Consider the following 25,926-nt stretch of genomic DNA (forward strand, 5'->3'; position numbering starts at 1 on the left):
CCGTACGGCCCTGCGGAATCCCGGGAGGGCGGTCCGCCGTTGGGATGGGGAAAGGGACCGGCGGAAGGACGACCGTGCAGCGAGCCGCACGTGCAGGACTGGGAGCGGTGGGGGCCGGGGCGGCGATCGTGCTCGGACTGGACCTGGCCTACCTGGCCGAGGTCGACCCGCTACGGCGGACGATCAGCGAGCACGGGATCGGCGAGCACGGGTGGCTCTTCTCCCTCGGCGTCGCCCTGCTGGCCGTGGGCTCGCTGGCGATCGGAGCCTCGCTCGTCGGCCGGAGGCTGACCGCGATCCGGTCGGCGGGAGCGCTGGGGCTGCTCGCGTGGAGCGCCGGACTGCTGGTGACGGCCTGGTTCCCCAAGCACGACTGGTCGGTCGGGCCGAGCCTCAGCGGGAGCATCCACCGGGTGGGCGGCATCGTCGCCTTCCTCAGCCTGCCGCTGGCGGCCCTGCTCATCTCCAGGCCGTGGCGGCGCCACCCCGAGTGGCGCGGATCCGCCCTGGCGGTGACCGTGCTCGGGCTGGGCTCGCTGCTGTGGGTGCTGGGCATCGCCGGGGCCGTGGTGGTCGCCGAGCGCAGCGGCCTGCCCTGGTGGCGGGTGATGCCGCTCGGCCTGGTCGAGCGGGGGATGGCCGTGACCGAGGTCGCGGCGCTGGTCGCGCTGGGATTCTGGGCGGCCCGCCGCGAGGGCGTACGGCTCCCGCGGGCGCTGTCCGGCCGGGAGGCCGTACCGGACTGACGCCGGACCGGGGCCGCGCCGGACCGGGTCAGGCGTCGCCGAGGTCGCCGGAGCGGTAGTGGCGGCGGCAGAGGACCTGGTAGCGGATCGGGTCGGCGCCGGTGTCGCCGATGACGACCTGCTCGCCGGTGCGGACCAGCTCGCCGCCGACCACGCGGGCGTTCAGCCGGCCGGGCCGCCCGCACCAGCACAGCACCTCGACCTGCAGGCGGCTGATCTCGTCGGCCAGTTCGAACAGGCGCTGCGTGGCGGGGAACATCCGGGAGCGGAAGTCGGAGGCCAGGCCGAAGGCGTAGACGTCGACGCCGTGGTCGTCGGCCAGGTCGGCGAGCTGCTCGATCTGGGGGACCGTGTAGAAGCAGGCCTCGTCGCAGATCACGTAGTCGACGGGCTTGTGCGCCAGGACCAGCGCCACCAGGTCGAGGTCGTCCTCGACCTCGACGGCCTCGCTGCCCAGGCCGATCCGGCTGGTGATCCGGGGCCCGCCCGAGCGGTCGTGCTTGGTCAGCACCAGACCGCGCCTGCCCTGGCGGCCGTGGTTGTAGTTCAGTTGCAGGGCCAGGGTGGACTTTCCGCAGTCCATCGGGCCGAAATAGAAACGCAGCACCCCGTCGCGGGTTCCGGCGGGGACGGCGGAGAGGGCAGACAATTCGGTCACGGGGGGCCAGCTTAGTGGGTTCACCGGGTGTGTTTGGGCGGGCCCGGCCTTGGTAGGAATGTCAGGTCCCGCGCCGGTCAAGATCTGACTTGGTCTGTTTCGGTAAAGCGTGGGAGATTCTTTTTGGCCGACCGAGATATGGGAGAACCGGTGACGACAGCCAAAACCCCCGCCCTGCCCGCTTCCGAGCCCGCTGCCAGGCCCGCCGTCGCGGCCGTTCCGCCGGCGGCGGAGACCGCGGAGCTGCCCCCCGCCCTCGCCGCGATGATGACCGAGGACGAGCGGGTCGCGGCCGAGTCGGAGGCGGCCCGCTGGCGGTACGGGTTCTTCGTCGTCCTCACCGGCCTGGTCGTCATCCTGGCCGGGTTCGTGGTGATCGCGCTGACCGGCGACGGCGACGACTCCACGTTCGCCGGTCTGGTCGGCGTCTCGGGAGCGATCATCGGCGCCTACTTCGGGATCCAGGTCGGCCAGTCCGGCAAGGCCAGGGTCGAGGCGGAGCTGCGCCGGGCCAACGAGATGGCGATCCGGCTCGCCGCCAAGGTGCACGCGCACGACGCCGACGCCGTCATCAACTCCACCATGGGAACCCGCCGCCGATAGGGACGGGTCCCCCGGAGCCCGCGGGCGCCGCGCGTCCCGCCGCACCGGCGCCCGGAAGGGCCCGGCGGAGGCGGGCGGCGGCGCGCGCGGCGGTCAGCCGGAGGCCTGCGGGACGATCGGGCCCTCGCTGGCCTGGACCAGGACGAAGCCCTGCCCCTGGAAGGCGAGCTGCATGGCCTCGCCGCTCCCGCGCCCGATCATCGCGCCGGCCTTGAACGTGCGGTTGACGCCCACGTGCAGTCCCGCGCTCCAGCACACCGCGGACTGGCCGTCGGCGAAGGTCGGCGCCTGGGAGGCGTCGAGCAGCACCGGCGTGCCGTGCGCGGTGACCGCCACCCAGCCGCTGCCCGTCAGCGTGGTGTTGAACAGCCCTCCGGCGGCGATCCCGGCGCCCTGCACCCGCTGGATGTCCCAGGTGAGCTGGGGGTCGAAGGCCAGCAGGTTGCTGCCGTTGACGGTGAGCGCCTCGTTCTCCAGATAGAACAGGTGCACGTCCTGGGCCTTGTCGGCGAGGAAGAGCGCGCCCTGCCCGCGCACCCGCATCAGCGGCGCGCCCTCCCCGGTCATCATCTTCTTCAGGAACTTGCCGACCCCGCCGGAGCCCTCGTAGTCGAAGTCCATCCGCCCCTGGAAGGCGACCATCGAGCCCTGGCGCGCCAGCACCTCGCCGTTGAGCTGGACCCGCAGCATCTTGTTGTTCTGCAGGACGAAGTGCCCGGGGGCCTGGCCCTGGTCCAGGTTGCCGAAGAACGCGCTACGCACGGAGATGTCGCCTCTCGATGTCGGTTGAGGAGTCGTACCGGGAACGACGAGCGCGGCGGGCCGGAAGTTCCCGCCGGGCCGGGACGCGCCCCCGGCAGGCTGACGGGGTTGCCAAGGATTCGTGCTGGTTTCGGCAGGGTCCGCCGATTTGCGGGCCCGGTGCGACTGGGTAGACACGGGGGCATGCGCAGCGTCCGTATCGGAGTCGACACCGGGGGCACGTTCACCGACGTGGTCGCGGTGGACGAGCAGACCGGTGAGATCACCACCACCAAGACCCCGTCGACCCCCGCCAACCCCGCCGACGGGTTCATGACGGGCGTGCGGAAGGTCCTCGGCGAGCACGGCCGGGGGACCGCGGCGGAACCGGCGCCCGACGCCGCGGTGTCGGCGGTGGTGCACGGCACCACGGTCGCCACGAACCAGCTCCTCGAGGACCGCATCGCCGACCTCGGCTTCGTCACCACCGAGGGCTTCGAGTCCGTCCTGGAGATCGCCCGGCAGAGCGTGCCGGACGGCTACGGCAACTCCTACTTCTGGGTCAAGCCGCCCCGCATCGTCCCGGTGCACCGGGTCAGGACCGTCGGCGGCCGGCTGGACCACACCGGCGCCGAGGTCCGGCCGTTCGACGAGGCGCAGGCCGCGGCGGCCGCCCGGTGGTTCCGGGAGCGGGGGATCACCGCGATCGGCGTGTGCTTCCTGCACTCCTACGCCAACCCCGGGCACGAGCTGCGCATGCGCGAGGTCCTGGCCCGCGAGCACCCCGAGGCGGTCGTCTCGATCTCCAGCGACGTGCTGCGCGAGTACCGCGAGTACGAGCGGTCGGTCACCACCCTCGTCGACGCCGCGGTCAAGCCGACCATGCGCCGCTACATCGCCAACCTCTCCGAGCGGCTGGGCCGGCCGTTCTCGGTGATGAAGAGCAACGGCGGCGTGCTCTCGGCGGCCGAGGTCGTGCACCAGCCGATCACCACCGTGCTCTCCGGACCGGCCGCGGGCGCGCTCGGCGCGGCACTGATCGCCTCCACCGCCGGGCACCCCTCGGTGATCACGCTGGACGGCGGCGGCACCTCCACCGACGTCGCGGTCGTGGTCGGCGGGGAGCCCTCGCTCACCACCGAGGGCGGCGTCGGCCGCTACCCGTGCAAGATCCCGATGATCGACATCGTGACCGTCGGAGCGGGCGGCGGGTCCGTCGCGTGGATCTCGCCGGAGGGCACGCTCAAGGTCGGTCCGCGGTCCGCCGGAGCCGACCCCGGCCCGATCTGCTACGGCCGGGGCGGCACCGAGGTCACCGTCACCGACGCGCACGTCTTCCTCGGCCGGGTCCCCCCGCACCTGCTGGGCGGGGAGATCCCGCTCGACGCCGGGGCCGCCCGGCAGGGCGTCGAGGCGCTGGCCGCCGAGCTCGGGCTGAGCCCCGAGCGGACCGCCGCCGGCATCCTGGAGATCAGCTCGTTCAACCAGTCCAACGCCATCCGGCAGATCACCGTGAAACGCGGCCTGGACGTGCGGGACTTCCCGATGGTCGCCTTCGGCGGCTCCGGCCCGCTGCTGGTCTGCCGCCTGATCGACATCCTCGGCCTGCCCTCGGTGCTGGTCCCGCCCGACCCCGGGAACGTCTCGGCGTTCGGCCTGCTCACCGTGGACGTCAAGAACGACTACGTGCGGACCTTCGTCACCCGCGAGCTCTCCCTCGACGCCGCCGCGGAGATCTTCGGGGAGCTGGAGGGCCAGGCGGCCGAGGCTCTCGACCGGGAGGGCTTCACCGACCACGTCTTCGCGCGCAGCGCGGACCTGCGGTACTACGGCCAGGCGTACGAGGTGCGGGTGCCCGCTCCGGCCGGGCCGCTGGACGGGGCGTGGCGCGCCGAGGTGCTGGACCGCTTCCACCGCGAGCACGCCAAGCTCTACGGGTACGGCTACCGCGACGACCCCCGGCACGGCGTCGAGTGGGTCAACCTCCGCGTCTCCGGCATCGGCCCGATCACCCGGCCGGTCGTCGGGCGCAGGCCGTCCGGCACCGCGGACCCGCGGCCGGCGGGGACCCGCCGGGTCTGCTACGACGAGTGGGGCCCGGTCCCCCTCTACCGCCGCGCCGAGCTGGGCGCGGGAGCGGTGGTCGCCGGGCCCGCGGTCATCGAGGAGTACGGCTCCACGCTCCCGGTGCACCCCGGCTTCACGGCGACGACGGACGAGTTCGGCAATCTGGAGGTTCGCCGTGCGGGATGAGACGGACACGGGCGGACCCGTCACGGCGGGCCGGGAAGGCGGGCAGGCGGCGGGCGCGGCCGACCCGGTGCTGGTGGAGATCGTCGAGGGCACGCTCGCCTCGGTGGAGAAGGAGGTCGAGACCGCGATCGCGCGCACCGCCCGCTCGCCGATGATCCGCGACGCGCACGACTTCCGCGCGGGCATCCACGACGTGCGGCTGCGCAAGCTGACCGGCCGGTCCTACTCGGCGCTGGTCCAGCCGATCGTCCGGGACTTCCCGGCCGGGGAGATGAACCCCGGCGACGTGTTCTTCCACAACGACGTCTACCTGTCCGAGGGCGGCATCGGCCACCTGCCCGACCTGTGCGTCACCGTGCCGGTCTTCCACGACGGCGCGGTGGTCGCGTTCGTGCAGGCGTTCGGGCACCACGACGACATCGGCGGGGCGGTCCCGGGATCGATGCCCTCGCACGCGCGCAGCGTGTTCGAGGAGGGGCTGATGGTCCCGCCGATCAAGCTCTGGGACCGGGGCGTGCCCAACCGCGCCGCGCTGACGATCATGACGCGGAACTCCCGGATGCCCGACTCGCTCGCCGGGGACCTGGACGCCGAGTGCTCGGCCTGCCTGATGGGGGCGCGGCGGCTGGGCGAGCTGTTCGGCCGCTACGGGCGCGAGGCCGTGGAGGCGTGCTTCGACGCGATCATCTCCAAGACCACCGGGACGTTCCGCCGGGAGCTGCTGGCCAAGATCCCCGAAGGAACGCACGTGTGGGAGGACTACGCCGAGCACGACGGGGTGGACGCGCCCCGCCTGCACGCCCAGCGCATCACCCTCACCGTCGACCACCGCGCGGACGTTCCGCTGGTCGTCGACTTCACCGGCACGTCACCGCAGGCCAAGGGGCCGATCAACCACGCGGGCGACTACGCGGACGGGGTGTTCCTGAAGAAGTGGCTCGCCCCGATCCTGCGCAACCTCGCCGACACCCCCGAGCGCATGGCCGAGCTCGACGTCAACGAGGGCGTCGTCCCGCTGATCGAGATGCGCTTCCCGGAGAAGGGCACGCTGCTCACCCCGGTCTTCCCGGCGCCCACCAACGCCCGCACGTTCGTGATCCTGCGGCTGCTGGGCGTGCTGGCCGGGGTGCTGGCCAAGGCCACCGGCGGCCGGATGCCCGCCGACCAGGAGACCATCCGCTACACCGGCGTCCATGGCGAGGACGCCTCCGGCGCGCCGTACCTGATGCGGGAGGTCCTGGGCGGCGGTTCGGGCGGGCGCTGGTACGCCGACGGGGAGGACACGATCCACGTCGTGCCCGACTCGCGCAACATCCCGGTCGAGTTCGCCGAGTCCCGCTGGCCCCTGCGCGTCGAACGCCTCGGCCTGGCGGCCGACTCCGGCGGGCCCGGCCTGTACCGGGGCGGTTTGGGCTACGACAAGCACATCCGGATGCTCCGCGACGCCTCGTTCATGTCGATCGCCGACCGCTCGATCCTGTCGTGCTGGGGCGTGAACGGCGGCCGGGCCGGGCGGCCGTTCCGCGTCGAGATCGAGGGCCGGGAGATGGAGGGCCTGGTCGACGACTCGCCGGTCCGCGCGGGCGAGGTCGTCCGGGTCCGCACCACCGGGGGCGGCGGCTGGGGCTGCCCGCTGGACCGGCCGGCCGAGGCGGTCGCCGCCGACGTCCGCGACGGCAAGGTCTCGGTGGAGGGCGCCCGCGACGACTACGGGGTCGTCCTGCACGGCTCCCGCGACGACCCGCAGGTGGACGCCGAGGCCACCGAGACCCGCCGCGCCGGGCTCCGCGCCCTGCTGCCGCAGGACGGCCCGTTCTTCGACCGGGGTCCGGGGTTCCCGTCGCTGTCGGGCGGCCTGCCGTACGCGGAGGTGGATCTGTTGTGACGAACCGGTATCCAGGGGCTTGATCGGTCGGGGTCGCGGCGGTTGGCTGGAGGCATGCCCCTGACCATCACCGCGGTGCGCCACGGCGAGAGCGAGGCCAACGTCGCGTTCGCGCGCGCCGAGGCCGAGGGCAGGGCCGTGGTCCTGGAGCGGCCCGACGAGGAATGGGAGCTGAGCCCGCTCGGCCGCCGCCAGGCGAGCGCGCTGGGCCGGCGGCTGGCGCGGGCCGACCCGCCGGAGGCGGTGTGGTGCTCGCCGTACCTGCGGGCGGTGCAGACCTGGGAGCTGATCGCGGCGGAGCTGCCGGTGACCCCGGAGGTCCGCACGGACCGCCGGCTCAGGGACCGGGAGATGGGCCGCCTGGCGGGGATGAACCTGGCCGCGATCAGGAGGCTCCACCCGCGGGAGGCCGAGGTCCTCCAGCGGCGCGAGTACGACCACCGCCCTCCGGAGGGGGAGAGCTTCGCCGACGTCGCGGCCCGGGTCGGGGAGGCGCTGCGGGACATGCGCGCCCGGTGCGCGGGGCGGCGGGTGCTGGTCGTGGCGCACGACGCGGTGGTGCTGATGCTCCGGCACGTGCTGGCGGAGGCGGCGAAGGCGGTCGAGCACGTCCCGATCGGCAACACCTCGGTCTCCGTCTGGCGCAGCGGCGAGCTGGTGGTCTTCAACGACGTCAGCCACCTGGGGGAGACGCCGGTTTAGGACACGTTTCAGCATGGTTCATTGACGTGACACCGGATTCTGGGATCTGCTGTGGGAATCTTCGTCGGGGGGTGAGGTCCGAGGAGGAGTGGCATGCGTCTGCGCATGATCGTGGCGAGTCTCGCGCTGGCCGTGACGTCGGTGGCGGCCGCGCCCGCCGGGGCCGGTTCCGCCTCCCCTGCCGATCCCGCTCCCGGCTCCGCCGTCCTGCCCGCCGGCCGGGTCGATCCGGCGGCCCCTTCAGCGGCCTCCCCGGCGGACCCCGCCTCTCCGGCCGTGCCGGGCTGCGACCCGATCGCCGGGGACGAGTGCCTGCTGCCCTTCCCCAACGACTGGTTCACCGAGGCCGCGCGCACCCCCACCGGACGCCGGGTCTCCCTCGCAGCCGAGGCCATGCCGGAGAACGCGGCGGGCAGGCCGATCGACCCGGCGCAGTGGAACGCCGCCGACGGCTTCTCCCCGGGCTCGATGCTCCTGGCCCACCTGCCCGGCCTCGACCTCGCCGCGAGCGGGGCCGCGCCGGTCACCGACATCGGCTGGTCGCTGCGGCGCGACGCCCCCATCGTGATCGTCGACACCCGGACCGGGGAGCGCTGGCCGTACTGGGCCGAGCTCGACGCGAACGCCACCGACCCGGCCCGGCAGGCGCTGATCATCAGACCGGCGAAGAACTTCCGGGAGGGCCACCGCTACGCCGTCGCCCTGCGGCACCTGAAGAACGCCGCGGGCGAGGAGCTCCCGCCCCCCGGGACCTTCGCCCGGCTGCTGGGCGACCGGCTCCCGCCCGGTGACCCGCTCGCCGCCCGCCGCAACGCGCTCCGCCGCACCCTGGGCGACCTCGCCCGGGCCGGGGTGGGGACGGACGGCCTCCAGCTGGCCTGGGAGTTCACCGTCGCCAGCGAGCAGGGCATCGCCGGGCCCGTGCTGGCCATGCGCGACCGCACGCTGCGCGAGCTGCGCGGGCGCTCGCCCGGGTTCACGGTCACCGCCGTCACCGACCTGACCCCCGAGCAGGACCCGGACGTCGCCCGCGAGGTCGCCGGTGAGATCGAGGTCCCCAACCACCTCGACGAGCCCGGCGGCCCGCCCGGCTCGAACCTCAACCGGGGGCCCGACGGACTGCCCCGCCCGCTCGGCGACACACTCAGGGCCCAGTACCAGTGCGTGATCCCGCGCTCGGCGTTCACCCGGCCCGCCCACCCCTCCCTGTACGGCCACGGCCTGCTCGGCAGGGCCACCGAGGTCCGGGCCGGCAACGTCCGGGCGATGGCCGGGGAGCACGGCTTCGTCTTCTGCGCCACCAAGTGGATCGGCATGTCCGACGAGGACGTGCAGCACGTCGCGGGCGTCTTCAGTGACTTCTCCCGGTTCGGCACGGTCACCGACCGGCTCCAGCAGAGCCTGCTCAACTTCGTCCTCCTCGGCCGGGCGATGATCGCCAAGGACGGGCTGGGGAGCCACGAGGCCTTCCAGGACGGCAGGGGCCGGTCGCTGATCGACCGGAAGGCCGGGCTGGCCTACGACGGCAACAGCCAGGGCGGCATCGCCGGCGGCGCGCTCGTCGCCGTCTCGCCCGACGTCCGCAACGCCGTGCTCGGCGTGCCGGGCATGAACTACAGCACGCTGCTCAACCGGAGCGTCGACTTCCAGCCGTTCCAGCAGCTCCTGGACCGGAGCTATCCCGACAAGCTGACCCAGCAGGTCTGCTTCGCGCTGCTGCAGATGCTCTGGGACCGCGCCGAGGCGGACGGTTACGCCCAGCACCTGACCGGGGACCCGCTGCCCGGATCGCCCCGGCACCGCGTCCTTCTGCACGTCGCCTTCGGCGACCACCAGGTCTCCACGGTGACCGCCGAGGTCGAGGCCCGCACCATCGGCGCGCGCATCCACCGTCCCGCGGTCGCGGAGGGGCGCAGTCCCGACGTGGCGCCGTACTGGGGGATCCGGGCCCTGCCGCGCTGGCCGTACCCCGGGTCGGCCATCGTCGTCTGGGACAGCGGCACCCCCGCGCCGCCCACGGCCAACACCCCGCCGCTCGGCCCCGAGTACGGCCGGGACTCCCACGAGGATCCGCGCCACGACCCCGACGCCCGGGTGCAGAAGGCCCACTTCCTCCGGCACGGCGTGGTCGTGGACGTCTGCGGGGGCGCCCCCTGCGTCGCGGACCGGGTGGACTAGCGGCCGGAGCGCCCATCCGCCGTACTCTCATCATCGGGATGTTGATAACATCCGAATGTGGGACTCCGCGGGCCGGAGCGGACCGGAGGGATGACGGTGGTCAGGTTGACCCGGGCACAGCAGCAGGAGCGCACCCGAGCGGCCGTGCTGGCCGCGGCGAGGGAGGAGTTCGCCGAGCGCGGGTACGCCGACGCCAAGGTCGACCGGATCGCCGAACGGGCCGAGCTGACCCGGGGCGCGGTGTACTCGAACTTCCCGAGCAAGCGCGCGCTCTACCTGGCGGTCCTCGTCGACTCGGTCGGGCGCCCGGACGAGATCCAGCCGCCGCCCTCGCCGCCCGGCCTGGCCGGGGCGATGGGCGCGTTCGCCCGCGTCTGGCTGGAGCGGCTGCCGCTGACCGGCGACACGCCCGCCGACGGGAAGCTGCGCTCGCGCTCGACGGCCGGGCTGTTCGACGACGAGCCGGGCCGTACCGCGCTGGCGCAGGTCACCAGATTGGAGGCGGTGCTGCTGGCCCTGGCGCTGGAGTCGTGCACGCCGCACCGCACGCGGCTGGTACGGCCGGCCGAGCTGGTCCTCACGCTGCTGAACGGGGCCGGGCACCTGGCCGACACGGCGCCGGGGTTCGGCGACCCCTTCGACGTGGCGCGCGCCTGCGAGCACCTGGCCGGCCTCGACCTCGCCGACGCGTGGGACCCGCCGTACCTGCCCCACCTCGCCGCCGCGCGACCCGCCGGGGACGTCTGGGAACCGCCCGCGGCGCTGCCGGACCAGATCACCGGCCGCCCGGTCCGGTTCGAGGCCGACGGAGTGATCGCCGTCCTCGGGGCCGGCCGGCTGGAGGCGGCCGAGGAGGCCGTCCGCGCCGCCCGCCCGGGCGACCAGGTCACCGTGGCCGTGGTGACGGACGATCCGGCCGAGGTCGGACGCCTCGTGCGGCTGCGGATCGGGGACCTCGCCGGCTGCCTGCGGCGGGTGTTCGCCCCGGACGCCTGGCCGGGCCTCCGCCTCGTCCTCGACGAGCACGCCGCCGTGGCGTCGGCCGCCGGTGTCCCGGACCCGGGAGACGCCACCGAGGCCGCGGTGCGCGTCCGGTCGGGCGCGATCCGCTCCCGGGCGCACGGGCGAGGCGCCGCCCACGCCGTGGCGGTCTCCGACGGCTCGACCGCCCCGCGGCCCGGCGGGGCCGGCGGATGACCCCCGCCACCCGGCGCGCCCCCGGCACCGACAGGCGACCCCCGGACGGAAGGCACGCCCCATGACGAGAACGCCCTACCCGACCGGCGACGACCTGCTGGTGCTCCACGCCCTGCGCTGCGTCGGGTCCGCCGGTCCCGCCCGCCTGTCCGAGGCGACCGGGCTGCCCGGGCCCGACGTGGAATCCGTGCTGATCGATCTCGCGGTGGCCGGCCTCACCACGTACTCTCCCGGAGACTTCGGCGGGTGGGGGCTGACCGAGGCCGGCCGCGCCGCGGACGCCGAGCGGATCTCCCGGGAACTGGACGCCGCCGGCGCCCGGACCGCGGTGACCGAGGCGTACGAGGACTTCCTCGTGCTCAACCCGGAGCTGCTCGATCTGTGCACGGCCTGGCAGCTTCGGCCCGCCGGCGGTGTCCTCGTGCCGAACGACCACACCGACCCCGCCTACGACTCCCGGGTCCTGGACGGGTTCACGGACCTCCACCGGCGCGCCGACGTCCTCTGCGCGGACCTGTCCGCGGTGCTCCTGCGGTTCCGGCGCTACCGGGTCCGGCTCGCCGGCGCGCTCGCCCGGGCCGGGTCCGGCGCGGGCGAGTACGTGACGGACGACATGGAGTCCTACCACATCGTGTGGTTCCAGCTCCACGAAGACCTGCTGGCCACCCTCGGCATCCCGCGGCACTGAACCGCCGTGCCGACGACCTGGATCCACCCGCTCTCGGCGGAGACGGAGGAGGGCGCCGACGTCCTCGGCGGCAAGGGGCACGGCCTCGTCGTCCTGCGGCGCCTCGGGCTGCCCGTGCCCCCCGGATTCGTCATCGGCACCGGGGCGTGCCGCGCCTTCCTGCGCGACGGGCGGCTTCCCGACGGCCTCGGCGCCGAGCTGGCGGCCGCCGTCCGCGACCTGGAGGCCGCCACACGACGGCGCTTCGGCGGCCCCGGGCGGCCGCTGGCGGTGTCCGTCCGCTCGGGCGGCAGCGTGTCGATGCCCGGCATGATGAACACGCTCCTCAACGTCGGGCTGACCGCCGAGGCCGCGGCGGGCCTCGCGGCCGAGACGGGTGACGCGCGGTTCGCGCTCGACGCGCGCCTGCGGTCGTTGTCCGGCTTCGCCTCCGCGGTCGCCGGCGTGGCCCCCGAGCAACTGGACGCCGTCGTGCGCGAGGCGGCCGGCCGCGCGCCCGGCGGCGGGCGGAGGCACCTCGCCGGGGCGATCCGGAGTGTCGAGGCCCTCATCCGCGCACGGGCCGCCGGACCGGTCCCCGGCGACGCGACGCGCCAGCTGGAACTGGCCGTCGGGGCCGTTTTCTCGTCATGGGACACGCCGCGCGCCAGAACCTACCGCGAGCTGCACGGCATCCCGCACGACCTCGGCACGGCCGTCACCGTGCAGGCCATGGTGTTCGGCAACCGCGACGAGCGCAGCGGCACCGGTGTCGTGTTCAGCCGCGACCCCACCACCGGGGAGAACGTCCCGTTCGGCGACGTCCTGTTCGGACGCCAGGGCGAGGACGTCGTCTCCGGCAGGTGGGCGACCCGGCCGCCGGCCGAACTGGCCGGGCGGGAGCCGGCGGTGTGGGCCGGCCTGGTGGAGGCACTGGACCGGGTCGAGGGGCACTACCGCGACGCCTGCCAGGTGGAGTTCACCTTCGAGGCGGGCGAGCTCTGGCTCCTGCAGGTACGGCCCGGCGGTCTCTCCGGCCGCGCCGCCGTCCGCGTCGCGGTCGACCTGGCCGACGAGGGCCTCATCGGCCGCCGCGAGGCGCTGCTCCGGGTCTCCCCCCGGCAGCTCCGGCAGGCCCGCACGCCCCGGACGGAGACCACCGGCACGCGCGACCTCCTCGCCCGGGGGCTGGGCGCCTGCCCCGGGGTCGCGACCGGCCGGGTGGCGACCACCGCCGACGGAGCGGTCCGGATGGCCGCCGGAGGCCCGGTCATCCTCGTGCGCCCGCACACCTCGCCGCTCGACATGCACGGCCTGGCCGCGTCCGCGGGGATCGTCACCTCCTGCGGCGGGCCGGCCAGTCACGCCGCCGTCGTCGCGCGGGCGATGGGCAGACCCGCCGTCGTGGGAGCCGCGGACCTCACCGTCGACGCCGCCGCCGGCTGCGTGCGCGTCGGCGGCCGCACCATTCCGGAGGGGACGCTCGTCACCGTCGACGGGACCGGCGGGGAGGTCCTCGCCGGCCGCCCCCGCATCGTCACGGCACCGGTCGGCCCCCATCTGGACCGCCTGCTCGGATGGGCCGACGAGATCTCGGGAGGCGGTCCGGACCGCGGCGACGAGGAGCGCCTCACGGCGGCCCGCGCCGTCCTGCTGAACCGGGGCGGCGCCCCGCCGGACGGCCGGGACGGCCACCGCTGATCATCGGCCCGGGACGCCGGTACCCGTCCCGGGGTTCGTCCGGGCCGCGCGTCCCGGTCCGGCTGCTTGCTCTGCCTATCGATTATCGATAGATTTACATCGTGAATCGATCGAGGGAGAGATGATGGGAAAACTGACGGTGCTCGCACTGCGCGCCGTGCTCGCGGGACTGCTCGCCGGCTCGCTGTTCGTGCAGGCGGTGATGGTGCCGCTGCTGGCCGCCGACCTGGAGGGTCTCAACACGGAGTTCGCGTACCTGCGCGTCCCGCTCGTCGTGATCATCCTCCTGGGCGTCGTGACGGCCCAGGTCGTCCTGGTCTGCGTGTGGCGGCTGGTGACGATGGTGCGCCGCGGAACGGTGTTCTCCCACGCGGCCTTCCGGTACGTGGACATCGTGATCGGCGCGATCGTGGCCGCCGCCCTCGTGGTGTTCGCGCTCGCGGTCCTCCTGGCGCCGGGCGAGCCCGTCGCGCCGGGCGTGGTCCTGTTGATCTGCGGGACCGCCGTGGCGATCCTGGGGGTCGCGCTCACCGTGCTCGTGCTGCGGATGCTGCTCGCCCAGGCCGTCGCGCGCGACGCCGAGGCGGCGCGGATGCAGGCCGAACTGGACGAGGTGATCTGATGCCGATCGTCGTCGACATCGACGTGATGCTGGCCAGGCGGAAGATGTCCGTGGGCGAGCTCGCGGACCGCGTCGGGATCACCCCCGCCAACCTGGCGGTGCTCAAGAACGGCCGGGCCAAGGCGGTGCGCTTCGCGACGCTCGCCGCGCTCTGCGAGGCGCTCGAGTGCCAGCCGGGAGACCTGCTGCGCTGGGACGCCGGGGCCGCCGCGGACATGACGCCGGCCGCCGGCGACGGAGACCGGGGCCGGAGCTAGCCCCCGCCCCGCCCGGTGAGGCGGACCCGGACCATCGCCTGGGCCCGGTCGGCCACCTGGAGCTTGGCGAAGACGGAGGTCAGGTGGTTCGTGACGGTCTTGTGGCTGAGGAGCAGGCCCCTGGCGATCTCGGCCATGACGGTGCCCGCCGGTGCGGTCAGGGCGGGCGGATCCCGGTGAACTCGCCCGGGACCGCCGCGCCGTCCACCAGCAGGTCGGCGCGGGAACGGGTGCCGTCGGCGGCGAACCACTCGTCCTCGGCGCGCATCCAGCTCCGCCACTGCGGCTCGAGCGCCGCACCGTCCCTGGCCAGGGCGCGGGCCAGCCGGAGCTCCCGGGGCGCCTCCACCCACACCGAGTAGGCGACCGGGGCGGTGCGCCGGGCCGTGCTGACCCCCTCCAGCAGCAGAACCGGCGCGACCGGCACCTCCACCCACCCGGCGAACGCGCCGCGCGCCCAGTCGTAGCGCCGGTAGCGGCCCGGCCGGCCGGCCGCCAGCGGGCCGAGCACCTGCTCCTCCACCTGCGTGAACCAGGCCTCCAGCGGGCCGTCCCACGGCACCGGGAAGTCATCGCTGTGCACCACCTGGCACTCCAGCGCCCGGCCGAGCCGGCCGGCGAAGGTCGTCTTCCCCGACCCGCCGGGCCCGTCCACCGCGACGACCCGAACCTGCCCGCACGACGGCGGCAGCGCCCGGACCGCCGCCGCCAGGTCCGGGAAGGAGATCGTGACCGCCATCCTCCCAGGATGGCATCCGGTCTCCGGCGGGCCCGGAGGGGATCGGCGGACGGCGGGGCGGCGGGACGGCCGCCGCTCAGGGCGGGGAGCAGGCCGACCCTGGGTATCGTTCCGGGAGGGAGGCCTGGCACGCTTGCCGTGCGTCCCCCCGTGCCCTTCCCGGCCGGTTTCGGCTAGGATCGGCGACTCTCACCCGGAGGTTGATCTTGCAGGGAGCCCTCGGCGACATCGTCGTCCTCGACCTGTCCCGCGCGCTGGCCGGGCCGCACGCCGCGCAGATGCTCGGTGACCTGGGCGCACGGGTGATCAAGGTGGAGCACCCCGCGGGCGGCGACGAGTCGCGCGGCTGGGGGCCGCCCTTCGCCGGGCCGGACCACGACATCTCCACCTACTTCCTCGCGGCCAACCGCAACAAGCTCTCGGTCACCGCCGACCTCAAGTCCGCCGGGGGCAGGGCGCTGATCGAGCGCCTGGTACGGCAGAGCGACGTGCTGATCGAGAACTTCAGGACCGGCGTCCTGGACCGGCTCGGCTTCCCCGTCGAGCGGCTGCACGAGCTCAACCCCCGCCTGGTCGTGCTCTCGATCACCGGGTTCGGCCACGACGGGCCGGAGGGCGGCAGGCCCGGCTACGACCAGATCGCCCAGGGCGAGGCGGGCCTGATGAGCCTGACGGGTCCCTCGCCCGCCGAGCCGTACCGGGTGGGCGCCTCGATCGCCGACCTGCTCGCGGGCATCCACGGGGCGTACGGCGTGGCCGCGGCGCTCTACGAGCGGACGCGGACCGGCCGGGGGAAGGTGGTGCGGACCTCGCTGCTGGCCGCGGTGACCGGCGTGCACTCCTACCACGGCACCGCCTGGACGGTCGGCGGCCGGGTGCCGGGCGCGGGCGGCAACCACCACACCTCGATCGCCCCCTACGGGGCGTTCCGCTGCGCCGACGGCATGATCCAGATCGCGGTGGCCAACGAGGGGCAGTGGAGGAAAGTGGCCGCCCTTCTCGACATCGACCCCGATATCACGAAATATGCGACCAACAGGGAAAGATTCGCCCACCGGGATGAGCTGATCGCCGACATGGAGCAGGCGCTCGCCAAACACGACCGCGCGCACTGGCTGTCCGCGCTCGGCGGGCTCGGCGTGCCCGCCGGGGCGATCCGCTCCATCGACGAGGTCTACGCCTGGGACCAGACCCGCTCCCAGGGGCTGCTGGTCGAGGTGGACCATCCCGTGCTCGGCCCGATAGAGCTGCCCGGCCCGCCGCTCCGCTTCGACGGCGAACCGCCCCGCGAGCACACCGCCCCGCCCGCCCTCGGCCAGCACAACGACGAGGTGCTCGCCTGGCTCGCGGAGCGAGAGGGATGAACGTCCGCCGCCCGCCCCTCCGCCCGGTCGCGGCCCGTCGTACGGTCCCGCCCCGCCGTACGGTCCCGGAACGCGGAGCACCGCGGTGAACCGGCCGGACGCGCGGACCCTGATCGGCGCCGTCCTCGACCCCGGGACCTGGCGGTCGTGGGACACGCCCCCCGCCGACCCCGCCGAGCCCGGCTCCGACTACGCGGAGGAGCTCGCCGCCGCCCGGGCCAAGACCGGCTACGACGAGTCGGTGATCTCCGGTGAGGGCCTGCTCGGCGGGCGCAGGGTGGCGGTCGTCGCCTGCGAGTTCTCCTTCCTCGCCGGATCGATCGGGGTGGCCGCCGCCGAGCGGCTCACCGCCGCCGTCGAGCGGGCCACCGCCGAGGGACTCCCGCTGCTGGCCGCCCCGGCCTCCGGCGGCACCCGGATGCAGGAGGGCGCGCTGGCCTTCACCCAGATGGTGAAGATCACCGCCGCGGTCGCCGCGCACCGCGCCGCGGGCCTGCCGTACGTCGTCTACCTGCGCCACCCCACCACCGGCGGGGTCCTCGCCTCCTGGGGCTCGCTCGGCCACGTCACCGCCGCCGAGCCGGGCGCGCTGATCGGGTTCCTCGGGCCGCGGGTCTTCGAGTCGCTGCACGGCTACCCCTTCCCCGAGGGCGTGCAGGTCGCCGAGAACCTCTTCGCGCACGGTCTGGTCGACGCCGTCGTCTCCGCGGAGGACGCCCGCGCGATCGCGATCAGGGCGCTGGCCGTGCTCTGCGCCCCCCGGCAGGGCCTGCGGCGCGGACCGGAGCCGGACGGGCAGGTCCAGCGGGTCGACGCCTGGGACGCGATCACCCGCTCCCGCCGCGACGACCGGCCCGGCGTGCGGGCGCTGCTCAAGCTCGGCGCCGCCGACGTCACCCCGCTCAACGGCACCGGCGAGGGCGAGAACGACCCCGGGCTGCTGCTCGCGCTGGCCCGCTTCGGCGCGGCCCCCGCGGTCGTGCTCGGCCAGGACCGCCGCCGCCAGCGGGCCGAGGCGCCGCTCGGCCCGGCCGGGCTCCGGACGGCCCGCCGGGGCATGCGGCTGGCCTCCGAGCTCGGCCTCCCGCTGGTCACCGTGATCGACACCGCCGGAGCCGCGCTCTCCAAGGCGGCCGAGGAGGGCGGGCTCGCCGCCGAGATCGCCCGCTGCCTGGCCGACCTGGTGATGCTCGACGCCCCGACCGTCTGCCTGCTGCTCGGCGAGGGCGCCGGCGGCGCGGCCCTGGCGCTGCTCCCGGCCGACCGGGTGCTGGCCGCCCAGCACGGCTGGCTCTCCCCGCTGCCGCCCGAGGGGGCCTCGGCGATCCTCTACCGGAGCGTGGACTTCGCCCCGGAGATCGCCGCCGCCCAGGGGGTGAAGTCCACCGACCTCAAGCGGGACGGCGTCGTCGACCGGATCGTCCCGGAGTTCCCCGACGCCGCCTACGAGCCGGAGGCGTTCTGCCGCCGGGTCGCCGCCGCCCTGGAGTACGAGATCACCGGGCTGCTGGGGCAGGCCCCCGCCGACCGCCTCGCCGCCCGGCTCTCCCGCTACCGCACCCTCGGCCGCTGACCGGTGCACCGGCCCGTCACTGGCTCCGGGCCCAGCGACTCGGTCGGCGAGCAGAAGCCCATGCTGCGCCCCGCCTCCGTCACCTGCTGGGCCGAGCGGCGCCGCGGTCGTGTCCTGGCCGCCTCCCGGTAGGATGACGGCGGCGACCCGGCCGCGGCCACCACGGCCGCAGCGGAGACCAGGGCGAAGCCCCGGCGGAGCCTTCCCGCGTGGGTACGGCTCCGCACGCCCGGCCAGGCGGAGGGCGAGGCGGTGTAGGTGGCGGCACGGGCGGTCGAGGGCGGCGCGCAGGTGCTCTTCCAGGTCGTTTACGGGCCCGGCCGAGGGCCGACAGGCCCCAGCTCGTGTGCATCTTGACGGACCGGGGGAGACGCCCATCGCCTCGGCGATCTCCCGCTCGGACAGGTCCAGCCATTGACGCGCTCCCCGGCCTGAAGGCTGGGGACTCAGCCCGTGCCGCGCATGCGGCACCTCTGCGGCTTCCTGTTTCACCGGGTCCCGCCCTCCGCTAGACGGCGGGTCTTACGGTCCCTCCGCAGGCGTTTAGCCTCTCGGCCCGTCCGGCCGCGAGGATGTTGCGGGCGGCGTTGACGTCCCGGTCGTGGACTGCGCCGCATGGGCAGGCCCACGACCGGACGTTGAGCGGCATGGACCCGGCGAGCGTTCCGCAGGCTGCGCACCGCTTCGAGGAGGGGAACCAGCGGTCGATCTTCCCCAGATGCCGACCGTACTTCGCGGCCTTGTAGGCGAGCATCGCCGTGAACCGACCCCAGCCCGCGTCATGGACGGATTTGGCCAGCTTCGTGCGGGCCAGGCCCTTGACGTACAGGTCCTCCACGTACACCGCTTGGTTCTCGCGGATGATCTGCGTGGAGAGCTTGTGCGCGAAGTCCCGGCGCGTGTCGGCCACCCTGGCGTGTGCCTTGGCGAACTTGGCGGCGGCCTTCTTCCGGTTGCTCGACCCCTTCGCTTTACGGGACAGAGCCTGCTGGGCTTTCTTCAACCGGCGTTCGGCGCGGCGCAGGAACCGGGGATTGTCGATCTTCCGGCCGTCCGACAGCACCGCGAAATGCGTCAACCCCAGGTCGATGCCGACCTCGGACGCTGATTCAGGCAGCGGCTCCTCGCTCGTCTCCACGACGAACGAGGCGAAGTACCGCCCGGCCGCGTTCTTGATGACCGTCACCGACGACGGCTCGGACGGAAGATCGCGGGACCATTTCACCGGCACATCCCCGATCTTCGGCAGGCGCAGTCTCCCGCCCGCCGTGACGGCGAACCGGGCGTTCTTCGTGAAGCGGATGGCCTGCCGGTCATCCCTCTTGGACCGGAACCGGGGCGGGGCGGCCTGCGGCCCCTTTCTCTTCCCCGTGATCGAGGCGAAGAAGTTACGGTAGGCGGTGTTCAGATCGGCTAGCGCCTGCTGGAGCACGACCGCTGAGACTTCGGAAAGCCACGCGCGTTCCGACGTCGTCTTCGCCTGTGTGATCACCCGCTTGGATAGGTCGGCGTCCGAGACGTACGGCAGACCCTGCTCGTGTGCCTCCTGTCGTGTACGTAGTCCGTCGTTGTACACCGTCCGCGCGCATCCGAACGCCCGCGCCAGCGCTTGGCGCTGACCCGGCGTCGGGTAGAGGCGGAAGTTGTACCGAAGCTGCATACATCAATGGTACATGCATGTACATCAATAGGCGTTCGCGTACGCTGATGTGCATGGAATCGGAAGAGATGAGCGTCGCTGACGCACGCAGGTTGTTCGCGGACGTCCTCAACGATGCCGCCGTCCGAGGTCGCATCACCTACATCACCAACCGGGGGCGCAGAGTCGCGGCCATCGTGCCGGTGCCTGTTGCCGAAGCCGCGCAAGGCGAGCCCGGCTGACACTGCGGGTCAGGGCACACCCGGGCCTTGACAGCCGTACCAGGCGGAGGTTGCGGGTCAGGTTGCACACGATGGAACGGACATAGGCGACGGCCGCACCGTCGTCCCGCAGCCGGGGCCGGCGTGCGTGGAGGCGGGCGAACGCCTCTGGGCGATGTCCTCGGGGTCGTCGGCGCCGAGCAGTCCGGCCAGGCGCACCATCGACTGATGGTGCGCCGCGAACAGCTCGGCGAACGAGGGAGGCGCCACTGTCGGAAGATCGATCACATCAGCGAGACACCCGGACACACCGCCGGTTGACAGACTCGCCGGAGAAACCGGAGGACCGGGTCGGGGGCTCCGGCGGAGGGGGCGGGGTCAGGGCTCGGAGCGGGCGGGGGAGAGCGGGACCGGGATGCGCTCGACCCGAAGGGAGACGACCTCCTCGCGGGGGACGACCACCTCGTAGGCGCCGTGGTCGACCATCCAGTAGCCCAGAGCCTCGGCCTTCATCCCGCTGTGCCCGGTGTAGGCGATGTGCAGGCCCTCCTCGCCGCCCTCCTCCGTGACGTCCAGGACCAGGCAGGGCTCGCCGCCGAACGCGCCGACCGTGCGGATGAGCACCAGCCAGTCGAGGTCCGCGCGGCCGACCACGGCCCGCCAGTAGCCGGAGGCCGGCTCGAAGCCCTCCCGGGGCTCCTCGCTGAACAGCACGACCTCGGCCGGGCCCGGCCCCAGGGCGGCCGCGTAGGTGCGCTCGCCGTAGTGGGCGACGAACCCCGACGCCACCGGTTCCATCTCATCGCTCATGCCGCGGGCCGCCAGGAGAGGCCGTCGTAGACGCCGAAGAGGCGTTCCCTCGCGTCGGTGGTCACGTGGATGATCTCTGCTCCCGGGGGGATCGGCATCGGCATCGTGTGGAACTGCGGCACCACGTGCTCGCGGGAGGTGGTGAAGCCGTTACCGGCGAACGGCGGCGAATCGTTCCAGTCGCCGCCCATGTGGGGGCCGTACGGGACGACATAGGTGTCGACGTCGCGTGCGAACCACCGCAGGAGGTACAGCTCGGGCACGGTGACGGTCAGCTCGGAGCCCTCGAACCCGAGGTCGAGGCCCATGAAGAGCTGCGCCGGAGTGGTCAGCCGGGTGCAGTCCTGCACCCGGTAGACGTATCCCGAGATCACGGTCCGCTGGCCGGCCAGGTAGGGCACGAGCAGCCGGGGCGGGATGACCTTCTGCATCTGCGTTCTACGGCCAGGTGGTTCACTCACGGGTCGTATTTTACGATCTGTTGACTCCGAGCCGTCGGTGTTCGAGGCACGGTACGGCATTGCGGGTGACAATCGTGATCTGCGGGTCCACGACGCAGGTCTGCACGGCGGGCGCGGGACCGAGGTCGGCGCGGACCACGCCCATCGGGTCGACCAGCATGCTCCGGCCGATCCCGAAGCCGTCGGCGGCCTCCGGGTTCGGCGCCTGGCCCACGGCCGCCGCCCAGGTGGTGTTCTCGATCGCCCTGGCCCGCACCAGCGTCGCCCAGTGCTCCTCCTTCATCGGCCCCGACCCCCAGGCGGCGATCACCGTGAACAGGTCGGCGCCGAGGTCCGCCAGGGCCCGGGTCAGCTCGGGGAAGCGGATGTCGTAGCAGGTGACCAGGCCGACGCGGAGCCCGGCCAGCTCGACCACGACCGGGTCGTCGCCCGGCACGACCAGCGCGGACTCCCGCGCCCCGAAGGAGTCGAACAGGTGGATCTTCCGGTAGGCGGCCCTGATCCCGCCGTCGGGGCCGAGGGCCACCGCGGTGTTGTGGACACGGACCCGCCCGTCGTCCCGCGCCGCGCCGCCGTCCCGGGCGGAGGCGGGCTCGAACACCCCGGCGATCACGGACAGGCCGCGGTCCCGCGCGGTCTCCGCCAGGCCGGTGACGAACGGCCCGTCCAGCGGCTCGGCCAGCTCCAGGATGCGCTTGCCGTACCGGGTGAGCGCGGCCTCGGGGAGGATCGCGAGCTCCGCGCCGTCGTCCGCGGCCCGGGCGAGGGACTCGCGGGCGCGGCGGAGGTTGGCGGCGGGGTCCTCGGAGACCGGGATCTGGCAGAGGGCTATGCGGGTCACGTCTGCGACCCTATCCGGCGGTTCGGGACCCTTTCCATCCATGTGAGGCACCGCCAGGCCCACTCCAGCGGGCCGTACCGGAACCTGGCCAGCCACCACCGGCTGAACAGCACCTGCACGGCCAGCGTGGCCAGCGCCAGCGCCGGCACGGCGAGCCGGGTCGGGTCGGCGGTGAGCAGCGGCAGGGCGAGCAGGATGACCGCGGTGCTGGTCAGGTAGTTCGTCAGCGCCATCCGGCCCAGGGGGGTGAGCGCGGCCTCCAGCGGGACGCGCAGCCGGGTGCGCAGCAGCAGCAGCAGCCCGGTGCAGTAGGCGGTCGCGCAGGCCAGCGGGGCGGCGACGTACAGGCCCGGGCGGTACAGGTCCGGATCCGTGCGGGAGGCGGCCTGCAGCAGGACGAGCCCCGCGGCCAGCACCGCGGAGGCGAGGAAGGCGGGAGGGAGCAGGTGCGGGCCCGGGCGGTACCGCATCAGCGCCGTCCCCAGCAGGAACATCGCCGGGATCAGCAGGGCCACGAACACCCGGTCGCCGAGCGGCCCGCCGTCGACGACGAACCCGCCGTTCAGGTAGGCCGCCCACGCCGTCACGGCGGCCCCGAGCAGCAGCACGGCAGCGCGCGGCAGGAACGAGGCGGGCAGCAGCACCAGGGCGCCGAAGAGCGCGTACGGCAGGAGCACCTCGCCGGGGTTCACGTACCAGTGCACCGCGCCGAAGCAGGCCAGCACCGCCAGCCTGCGCAGCAGCGCGAGGCGGGGGCGGTCCGTCCGGACGGCCGCGGACTCCAGGAACAGGACGAAGCTCAGGCCGAACAGGAAGGAGAAGACCGGGTAGAACCGGCTCTGGAACAGGTTCTCCACCGCCCAGTCGACCGCGGTGTACCCCGGGTCCGCCAGGTGGCCGCGGGTGTGCTGCCAGGTGTTGACGACCATGATCCCGCAGATCGCGAACCCGCGGAGGGCGTCGAGCTCGTGCAGCCGGCGCGTCACCGGCCCGCCCCCCTCGATCCGCGCGCCACCCGCCTGCTCCCTCCGTTTCATCGGCCCGCTTCCCGCGGCCTGCGCGCCACCGGGCCGCCCCCGTGCCCTGCCTGCGCCGGCTCTGCGGCGGAGCCGGTCCCGAAAGCGATCACGGATCCACGGTAGCGCCGCCCCCGGGCCCGCCGCAGCCCCGGGCCGGTACGGCGGGCCGCGCGACCCGTTCCGCCGCGGGGCCGTGCGTCTCGGCATGCGGGACTCCGCGTTGCCGTACCGGACGACGCGCCGGTAGCGTCGGCCGCGATCGAACGGGCGGGCGATGGCCGGGACGCCGGGGGGACGGCGCGGCCACCATATCTGGAGTGATCGAACATGACAGCGACCGAAGGCCGTGCCGCATTTATGGGAGCGCTCCCATATGATTTCGTGTGGGGGGTCGCCACCTCGGCCTACCAGATCGAGGGAGCCGCGGCCGCCGACGGCCGCGCCCCCTCGATCTGGGACACCTTCTGCCGGGTCCCCGGGGCGGTGGCGGCGGGGGAGACGGGCGAGCACGCCTGCGACCACTACCACCGCTGGCCCGAGGACCTGAACCTCATCGCCGGCCTCGGCGCCGGCGCCTACCGGTTCTCGGTGGCGTGGCCGCGCGTGGTCCCCGAGGGCGACGGCCGGGTCAACCGGCGCGGCCTCGACTTCTACCGCCGCCTGGTCGACGGGCTGCACGAGCGCGGCATCACGCCGTTCGTCACCCTCTACCACTGGGACCTGCCCCAGGCGCTGGAGGACCGCGGCGGCTGGCGGGCCCGCGACACCGCCGAGCGCTTCGCCGACTACGCGGCCACCGTGCACGAGGCCCTGGACGGCGTGCCGTACTGGATCACGCTGAACGAGCCGTACTGCTCCTCCATCACCGGCTACGCCGAGGGCCGGCACGCCCCCGGGGCCCGCGAAGGGCACGGCGCGCTGGCCGCCGCCCACCACCTGCTCGTCGGGCACGGCCTCGCCACGGCCCGGCTGCGCGAGCGCGCCCGCGTCGGCGAGCGGATCGGCGTCACGCTCAACATGTCGCCCGCCGTGCCCGCGAGCGCCTCGGCCGAGGACGCCGCCGCCGCCCGGCGCATGGACCTGATGGTCAACCGGCAGTTCACCGAGCCCCTGCTCGGTGCCGCCTACCCCGGCGACATGGCGAAGGTCTACGGCGAGATCAGCGACTTCTCCTTCCGCCGCCCGGGAGACCTCGAGATCATCTCGGCGCCGCTGGACTTCCTCGGGGTGAACTACTACTACCCGATCCATGCCGCCGCCGCGCCGTACGACCAGCCCGACCCGGCGCTGCGCACCGCCTACGACATCGGCGTACGCACCGTCGCCCCGGACGGGCCGCCGGTCAGCGGGCTCGGCTGGCGCATCGAGCCGCGCGGCCTGTACGACACCCTCACCGGCCTCGCCACCCGCCACCCGGGCCTGCCGCCGGTCTTCATCACCGAGAACGGGTACGGCGGCGGCGACGAGCTCGACGACACCGGGCGCATCTCCTACCTGGAGCAGCACCTGGCCGCCACCGCGGACGCCGTCGCCGACGGAGTGGACGTGCGCGGCTACTTCTGCTGGTCGCTGATCGACAACTTCGAGTGGGCCAGGGGCTACGCCGCCCGCTTCGGCCTCGTGCACGTCGACTACGCCACCCAGGAACGCACCCCCAAGGCGGGCTACCACTGGTACCGCGACGTCATCTCCGCCGGGAGCTGAGGACCCGGACCCAGCCGACCCCGCCGACCCCCCGGTCGGCCGGGCGGCCGGGGCGCGGGCCGCCCGGCGGGGTCCCCGCCGCCGGGCCCCCGCCGGCCGGGGCGGGTTACGCTGAGCCGCGTGAACGATCCTCTGGTGGCGCGGATGCGCGCGTTCGGCACGACGATCTTCGCCGAGATGTCGGCGCTCGCCCTGCGGACCGGCTCGATCAACCTCGGCCAGGGCTTCCCCGACACCGACGGCCCGCCCGCCATGCTGGAGCGGGCGATCGAGGCCGTCCGCGGCGGCGCCAACCAGTACCCGCCGGGACCCGGTGTGCCCGAGCTCCGCCAGGCCGTCTCCGAGCACCGCAAGGAGCACTACGGCCTGGCCTACGACCCCGACGGCGAGGTCCTCGTCACCGTCGGCGCCACCGAGGCCATCGCCGCCTCGGTCCTGGCGCTCTGCGAGCCCGGTGACGAGGTGATCGCCTTCGAGCCCTACTACGACTCCTACGCCGCCTCCGTCGCCCTGGCCGGGGCCGTGCTCCGCCCCGTCACCCTCCGCCCCGACGGGGGCCGCTTCACCTTCGACCCCGCCGAGCTCCGCGCCGCCGTCACCTCGCGCACCCGGGCGATCCTCGTCAACTCCCCGCACAACCCCACCGGGACCGTGTTCACCCGCGCGGAGCTGGAAGAGATCGCCGACGTGTGCACCGGGCACGACCTGACCGCGATCACCGACGAGGTCTACGAGCACCTCGCCTTCGACGGCGTGGAGCACATCCCGCCGGCCACCCTGCCCGGCATGCGCGAGCGCACCGTGATGATCTCCTCGGCGGGCAAGACCTTCTCGGTCACCGGCTGGAAGACCGGGTGGATCTGCGCCCCGGCCCCGCTCGTCCGCGCCGTGCAGACCGTCAAGCAGTTCCTCACCTTCACCTCCTCCGCGCCCTGGCAGCTCGCCGTGGCGTACGGCCTGCGCCACGAGCTCGGCTGGGTCTCCACACTCCGGGCGGAGCTGGAGGCCAAGCGCGACCGCCTCATGTCGGGTCTGGCCGCCGCCGGGTTCGACGTCTACCGCCCCGCCGGGACCTACTTCGTGCAGACCGACATCCGCCCCCTCGGCTTCACCGACGGGCTCGCCCTCACCCGCGAGCTCCCCGTCCTGGCGGGCGTCGTCGCCATCCCCACCCAGGTCTTCTACGCCCACCCCGAACGCGGCCGCCACTTCGTGCGCTTCGCCTTCTGCAAACGCGACGAGGTCATCGACGAGGCCGTGGCCCGCCTGGCCCGCCTGGGCGAAGGAACCGGCCGCACAGGGTGACGGGACGGCCGAGGCGATCCGGGACCGCGCCGTGCCTTCC

General features: G+C 74.0%; 26 protein-coding genes. 16 read left to right on the top strand and 10 right to left on the bottom strand.

Translation table 11 applies throughout. The annotated features are described in order from the left end of the window. The first annotated feature begins 74 nt into the window (after nt 1-74). Entirely contained in the window at nt 75-746 is a 672-nt protein-coding gene (locus tag FHS22_RS18185) for a DUF998 domain-containing protein (protein WP_184943174.1), read from the top strand. 28 nt (nt 747-774) lie between these two features. On the opposite strand, the gene FHS22_RS18190 is transcribed toward FHS22_RS18185, so the two are convergent. Further along, nucleotides 775-1,404 (bottom strand): thymidine kinase, encoded by a 630-nt coding sequence (locus FHS22_RS18190; RefSeq protein ID WP_338047802.1) that lies wholly within the window; start codon nt 1,402-1,404, stop codon nt 775-777. Between the two features lie 150 nt (nt 1,405-1,554). Here FHS22_RS18190 and FHS22_RS18195 point away from each other — a divergent pair, with 150 nt between their 5' ends. Then, nucleotides 1,555-2,007, top strand: coding sequence for a hypothetical protein (locus tag FHS22_RS18195; RefSeq protein ID WP_184943175.1), 453 nt, complete (start codon nt 1,555-1,557; stop codon nt 2,005-2,007). A 93-nt stretch (nt 2,008-2,100) separates the two neighbouring features. Here the strand turns inward: FHS22_RS18195 and FHS22_RS18200 are convergent, their stop codons facing one another. Continuing rightward, complete coding sequence (locus tag FHS22_RS18200; RefSeq protein ID WP_184943177.1) at nt 2,101-2,769, bottom strand: AIM24 family protein; 669 nt, start codon at nt 2,767-2,769, stop codon at nt 2,101-2,103. 183 nt (nt 2,770-2,952) lie between these two features. Here FHS22_RS18200 and FHS22_RS18205 point away from each other — a divergent pair, with 183 nt between their 5' ends. The 9 genes from FHS22_RS18205 (at nt 2,953) to FHS22_RS18245 (ending at nt 14,210) form a co-directional block, all read left to right on the top strand. Beyond that, nucleotides 2,953-5,001 (top strand): hydantoinase/oxoprolinase family protein, encoded by a 2,049-nt coding sequence (locus FHS22_RS18205; protein WP_184943178.1) that lies wholly within the window; start codon nt 2,953-2,955, stop codon nt 4,999-5,001. Next, on the top strand, nt 4,991-6,886 hold the full coding sequence (locus tag FHS22_RS18210) for a hydantoinase B/oxoprolinase family protein (protein WP_338047803.1): 1,896 nt from the start codon (nt 4,991-4,993) through the stop codon (nt 6,884-6,886). Before FHS22_RS18205 ends, FHS22_RS18210 begins: the two co-directional genes overlap by 11 nt. A gap of 54 nt (nt 6,887-6,940) precedes the next feature. Beyond that, nucleotides 6,941-7,588 carry a histidine phosphatase family protein gene (locus FHS22_RS18215; RefSeq protein ID WP_184943180.1) on the top strand — a complete coding sequence of 216 codons (648 nt, stop codon included), beginning with the start codon at nt 6,941-6,943 and terminating at the stop codon, nt 7,586-7,588. A 93-nt stretch (nt 7,589-7,681) separates the two neighbouring features. Next, nucleotides 7,682-9,766 (top strand): hypothetical protein, encoded by a 2,085-nt coding sequence (locus FHS22_RS18220; RefSeq protein ID WP_221473768.1) that lies wholly within the window; start codon nt 7,682-7,684, stop codon nt 9,764-9,766. Between the two features lie 57 nt (nt 9,767-9,823). Further along, nucleotides 9,824-10,963, top strand: coding sequence for a TetR/AcrR family transcriptional regulator (locus FHS22_RS18225; protein WP_338047804.1), 1,140 nt, complete (start codon nt 9,824-9,826; stop codon nt 10,961-10,963). Between the two features lie 61 nt (nt 10,964-11,024). Continuing rightward, nucleotides 11,025-11,651, top strand: a complete 627-nt coding sequence (locus tag FHS22_RS18230) for a transcriptional regulator (protein ID WP_184943182.1) — start codon at nt 11,025-11,027, stop codon at nt 11,649-11,651. A gap of 6 nt (nt 11,652-11,657) precedes the next feature. Next, nucleotides 11,658-13,331, top strand: coding sequence for a pyruvate, phosphate dikinase (locus FHS22_RS18235; RefSeq protein WP_184943184.1), 1,674 nt, complete (start codon nt 11,658-11,660; stop codon nt 13,329-13,331). A gap of 124 nt (nt 13,332-13,455) precedes the next feature. Next, nucleotides 13,456-13,953, top strand: a complete 498-nt coding sequence (locus FHS22_RS18240; RefSeq protein WP_184943185.1) for a DUF2975 domain-containing protein — start codon at nt 13,456-13,458, stop codon at nt 13,951-13,953. After that, nucleotides 13,953-14,210, top strand: coding sequence for a helix-turn-helix domain-containing protein (locus FHS22_RS18245; RefSeq protein WP_184943187.1), 258 nt, complete (start codon nt 13,953-13,955; stop codon nt 14,208-14,210). Before FHS22_RS18240 ends, FHS22_RS18245 begins: the two co-directional genes overlap by 1 nt. Here the strand turns inward: FHS22_RS18245 and FHS22_RS18250 are convergent. Further along, nucleotides 14,207-14,347, bottom strand: a complete 141-nt coding sequence (locus FHS22_RS18250) for a LuxR C-terminal-related transcriptional regulator (RefSeq protein ID WP_184943189.1) — start codon at nt 14,345-14,347, stop codon at nt 14,207-14,209. The genes FHS22_RS18245 and FHS22_RS18250 overlap by 4 nt on opposite strands. A gap of 20 nt (nt 14,348-14,367) precedes the next feature. Further along, nucleotides 14,368-14,949, bottom strand: a complete 582-nt coding sequence (locus FHS22_RS18255) for a uridine kinase family protein (protein ID WP_184943191.1) — start codon at nt 14,947-14,949, stop codon at nt 14,368-14,370. Between the two features lie 206 nt (nt 14,950-15,155). Between FHS22_RS18255 and FHS22_RS18260 the strand changes: the two genes are divergently transcribed. Together FHS22_RS18260 and FHS22_RS18265 are read left to right on the top strand one after the other, a co-directional pair. Beyond that, a complete protein-coding gene (locus FHS22_RS18260; RefSeq protein WP_184943193.1) occupies nt 15,156-16,313 on the top strand; it encodes a CaiB/BaiF CoA transferase family protein in 1,158 nt (385 codons plus the stop codon). An 85-nt stretch (nt 16,314-16,398) separates the two neighbouring features. Then, a complete protein-coding gene (locus tag FHS22_RS18265; RefSeq protein WP_184943195.1) occupies nt 16,399-17,886 on the top strand; it encodes a carboxyl transferase domain-containing protein in 1,488 nt (495 codons plus the stop codon). 508 nt (nt 17,887-18,394) lie between these two features. Here FHS22_RS18265 and FHS22_RS18270 read toward each other — a convergent pair. Beyond that, nucleotides 18,395-19,546 (bottom strand): RNA-guided endonuclease InsQ/TnpB family protein, encoded by a 1,152-nt coding sequence (locus tag FHS22_RS18270; protein WP_184943197.1) that lies wholly within the window; start codon nt 19,544-19,546, stop codon nt 18,395-18,397. Nucleotides 19,547-19,599: 53 nt separating this feature from the next. Here FHS22_RS18270 and FHS22_RS18275 point away from each other — a divergent pair, with 53 nt between their 5' ends. After that, complete coding sequence (locus tag FHS22_RS18275) at nt 19,600-19,767, top strand: type II toxin-antitoxin system prevent-host-death family antitoxin (RefSeq protein ID WP_184943199.1); 168 nt, start codon at nt 19,600-19,602, stop codon at nt 19,765-19,767. 57 nt (nt 19,768-19,824) lie between these two features. Here FHS22_RS18275 and FHS22_RS18280 read toward each other — a convergent pair whose 3' ends face one another. From FHS22_RS18280 to FHS22_RS18300, 5 genes are all read right to left on the bottom strand, one after another. Beyond that, nucleotides 19,825-20,016 (bottom strand): hypothetical protein, encoded by a 192-nt coding sequence (locus FHS22_RS18280; RefSeq protein WP_184943201.1) that lies wholly within the window; start codon nt 20,014-20,016, stop codon nt 19,825-19,827. A gap of 108 nt (nt 20,017-20,124) precedes the next feature. After that, nucleotides 20,125-20,556: a hypothetical protein gene (locus FHS22_RS18285; RefSeq protein ID WP_184943203.1), complete on the bottom strand. Its 432-nt coding sequence runs from the start codon at nt 20,554-20,556 to the stop codon at nt 20,125-20,127. Next, complete coding sequence (locus FHS22_RS18290; protein WP_338047805.1) at nt 20,553-21,017, bottom strand: hypothetical protein; 465 nt, start codon at nt 21,015-21,017, stop codon at nt 20,553-20,555. Before FHS22_RS18290 ends, FHS22_RS18285 begins: the two co-directional genes overlap by 4 nt. A gap of 10 nt (nt 21,018-21,027) precedes the next feature. Next, on the bottom strand, nt 21,028-21,858 hold the full coding sequence (locus FHS22_RS18295; protein ID WP_184943205.1) for a carbon-nitrogen hydrolase family protein: 831 nt from the start codon (nt 21,856-21,858) through the stop codon (nt 21,028-21,030). Then, nucleotides 21,855-22,895: a DUF418 domain-containing protein gene (locus FHS22_RS18300; protein WP_184943207.1), complete on the bottom strand. Its 1,041-nt coding sequence runs from the start codon at nt 22,893-22,895 to the stop codon at nt 21,855-21,857. Before FHS22_RS18300 ends, FHS22_RS18295 begins: the two co-directional genes overlap by 4 nt. A gap of 309 nt (nt 22,896-23,204) precedes the next feature. Here FHS22_RS18300 and FHS22_RS18305 point away from each other — a divergent pair, with 309 nt between their 5' ends. Further along, on the top strand, nt 23,205-24,581 hold the full coding sequence (locus tag FHS22_RS18305) for a GH1 family beta-glucosidase (protein WP_184943209.1): 1,377 nt from the start codon (nt 23,205-23,207) through the stop codon (nt 24,579-24,581). A gap of 120 nt (nt 24,582-24,701) precedes the next feature. Next, nucleotides 24,702-25,886: a pyridoxal phosphate-dependent aminotransferase gene (locus tag FHS22_RS18310; protein WP_184943211.1), complete on the top strand. Its 1,185-nt coding sequence runs from the start codon at nt 24,702-24,704 to the stop codon at nt 25,884-25,886. Nucleotides 25,887-25,926: the final 40 nt, after the last annotated feature.

The organism is Thiemannella venezuelensis, from assembly GCF_014203605.1.
GTDB lineage: Bacteria > Actinomycetota > Actinomycetes > Streptosporangiales > Streptosporangiaceae > Planomonospora_A > Planomonospora_A venezuelensis.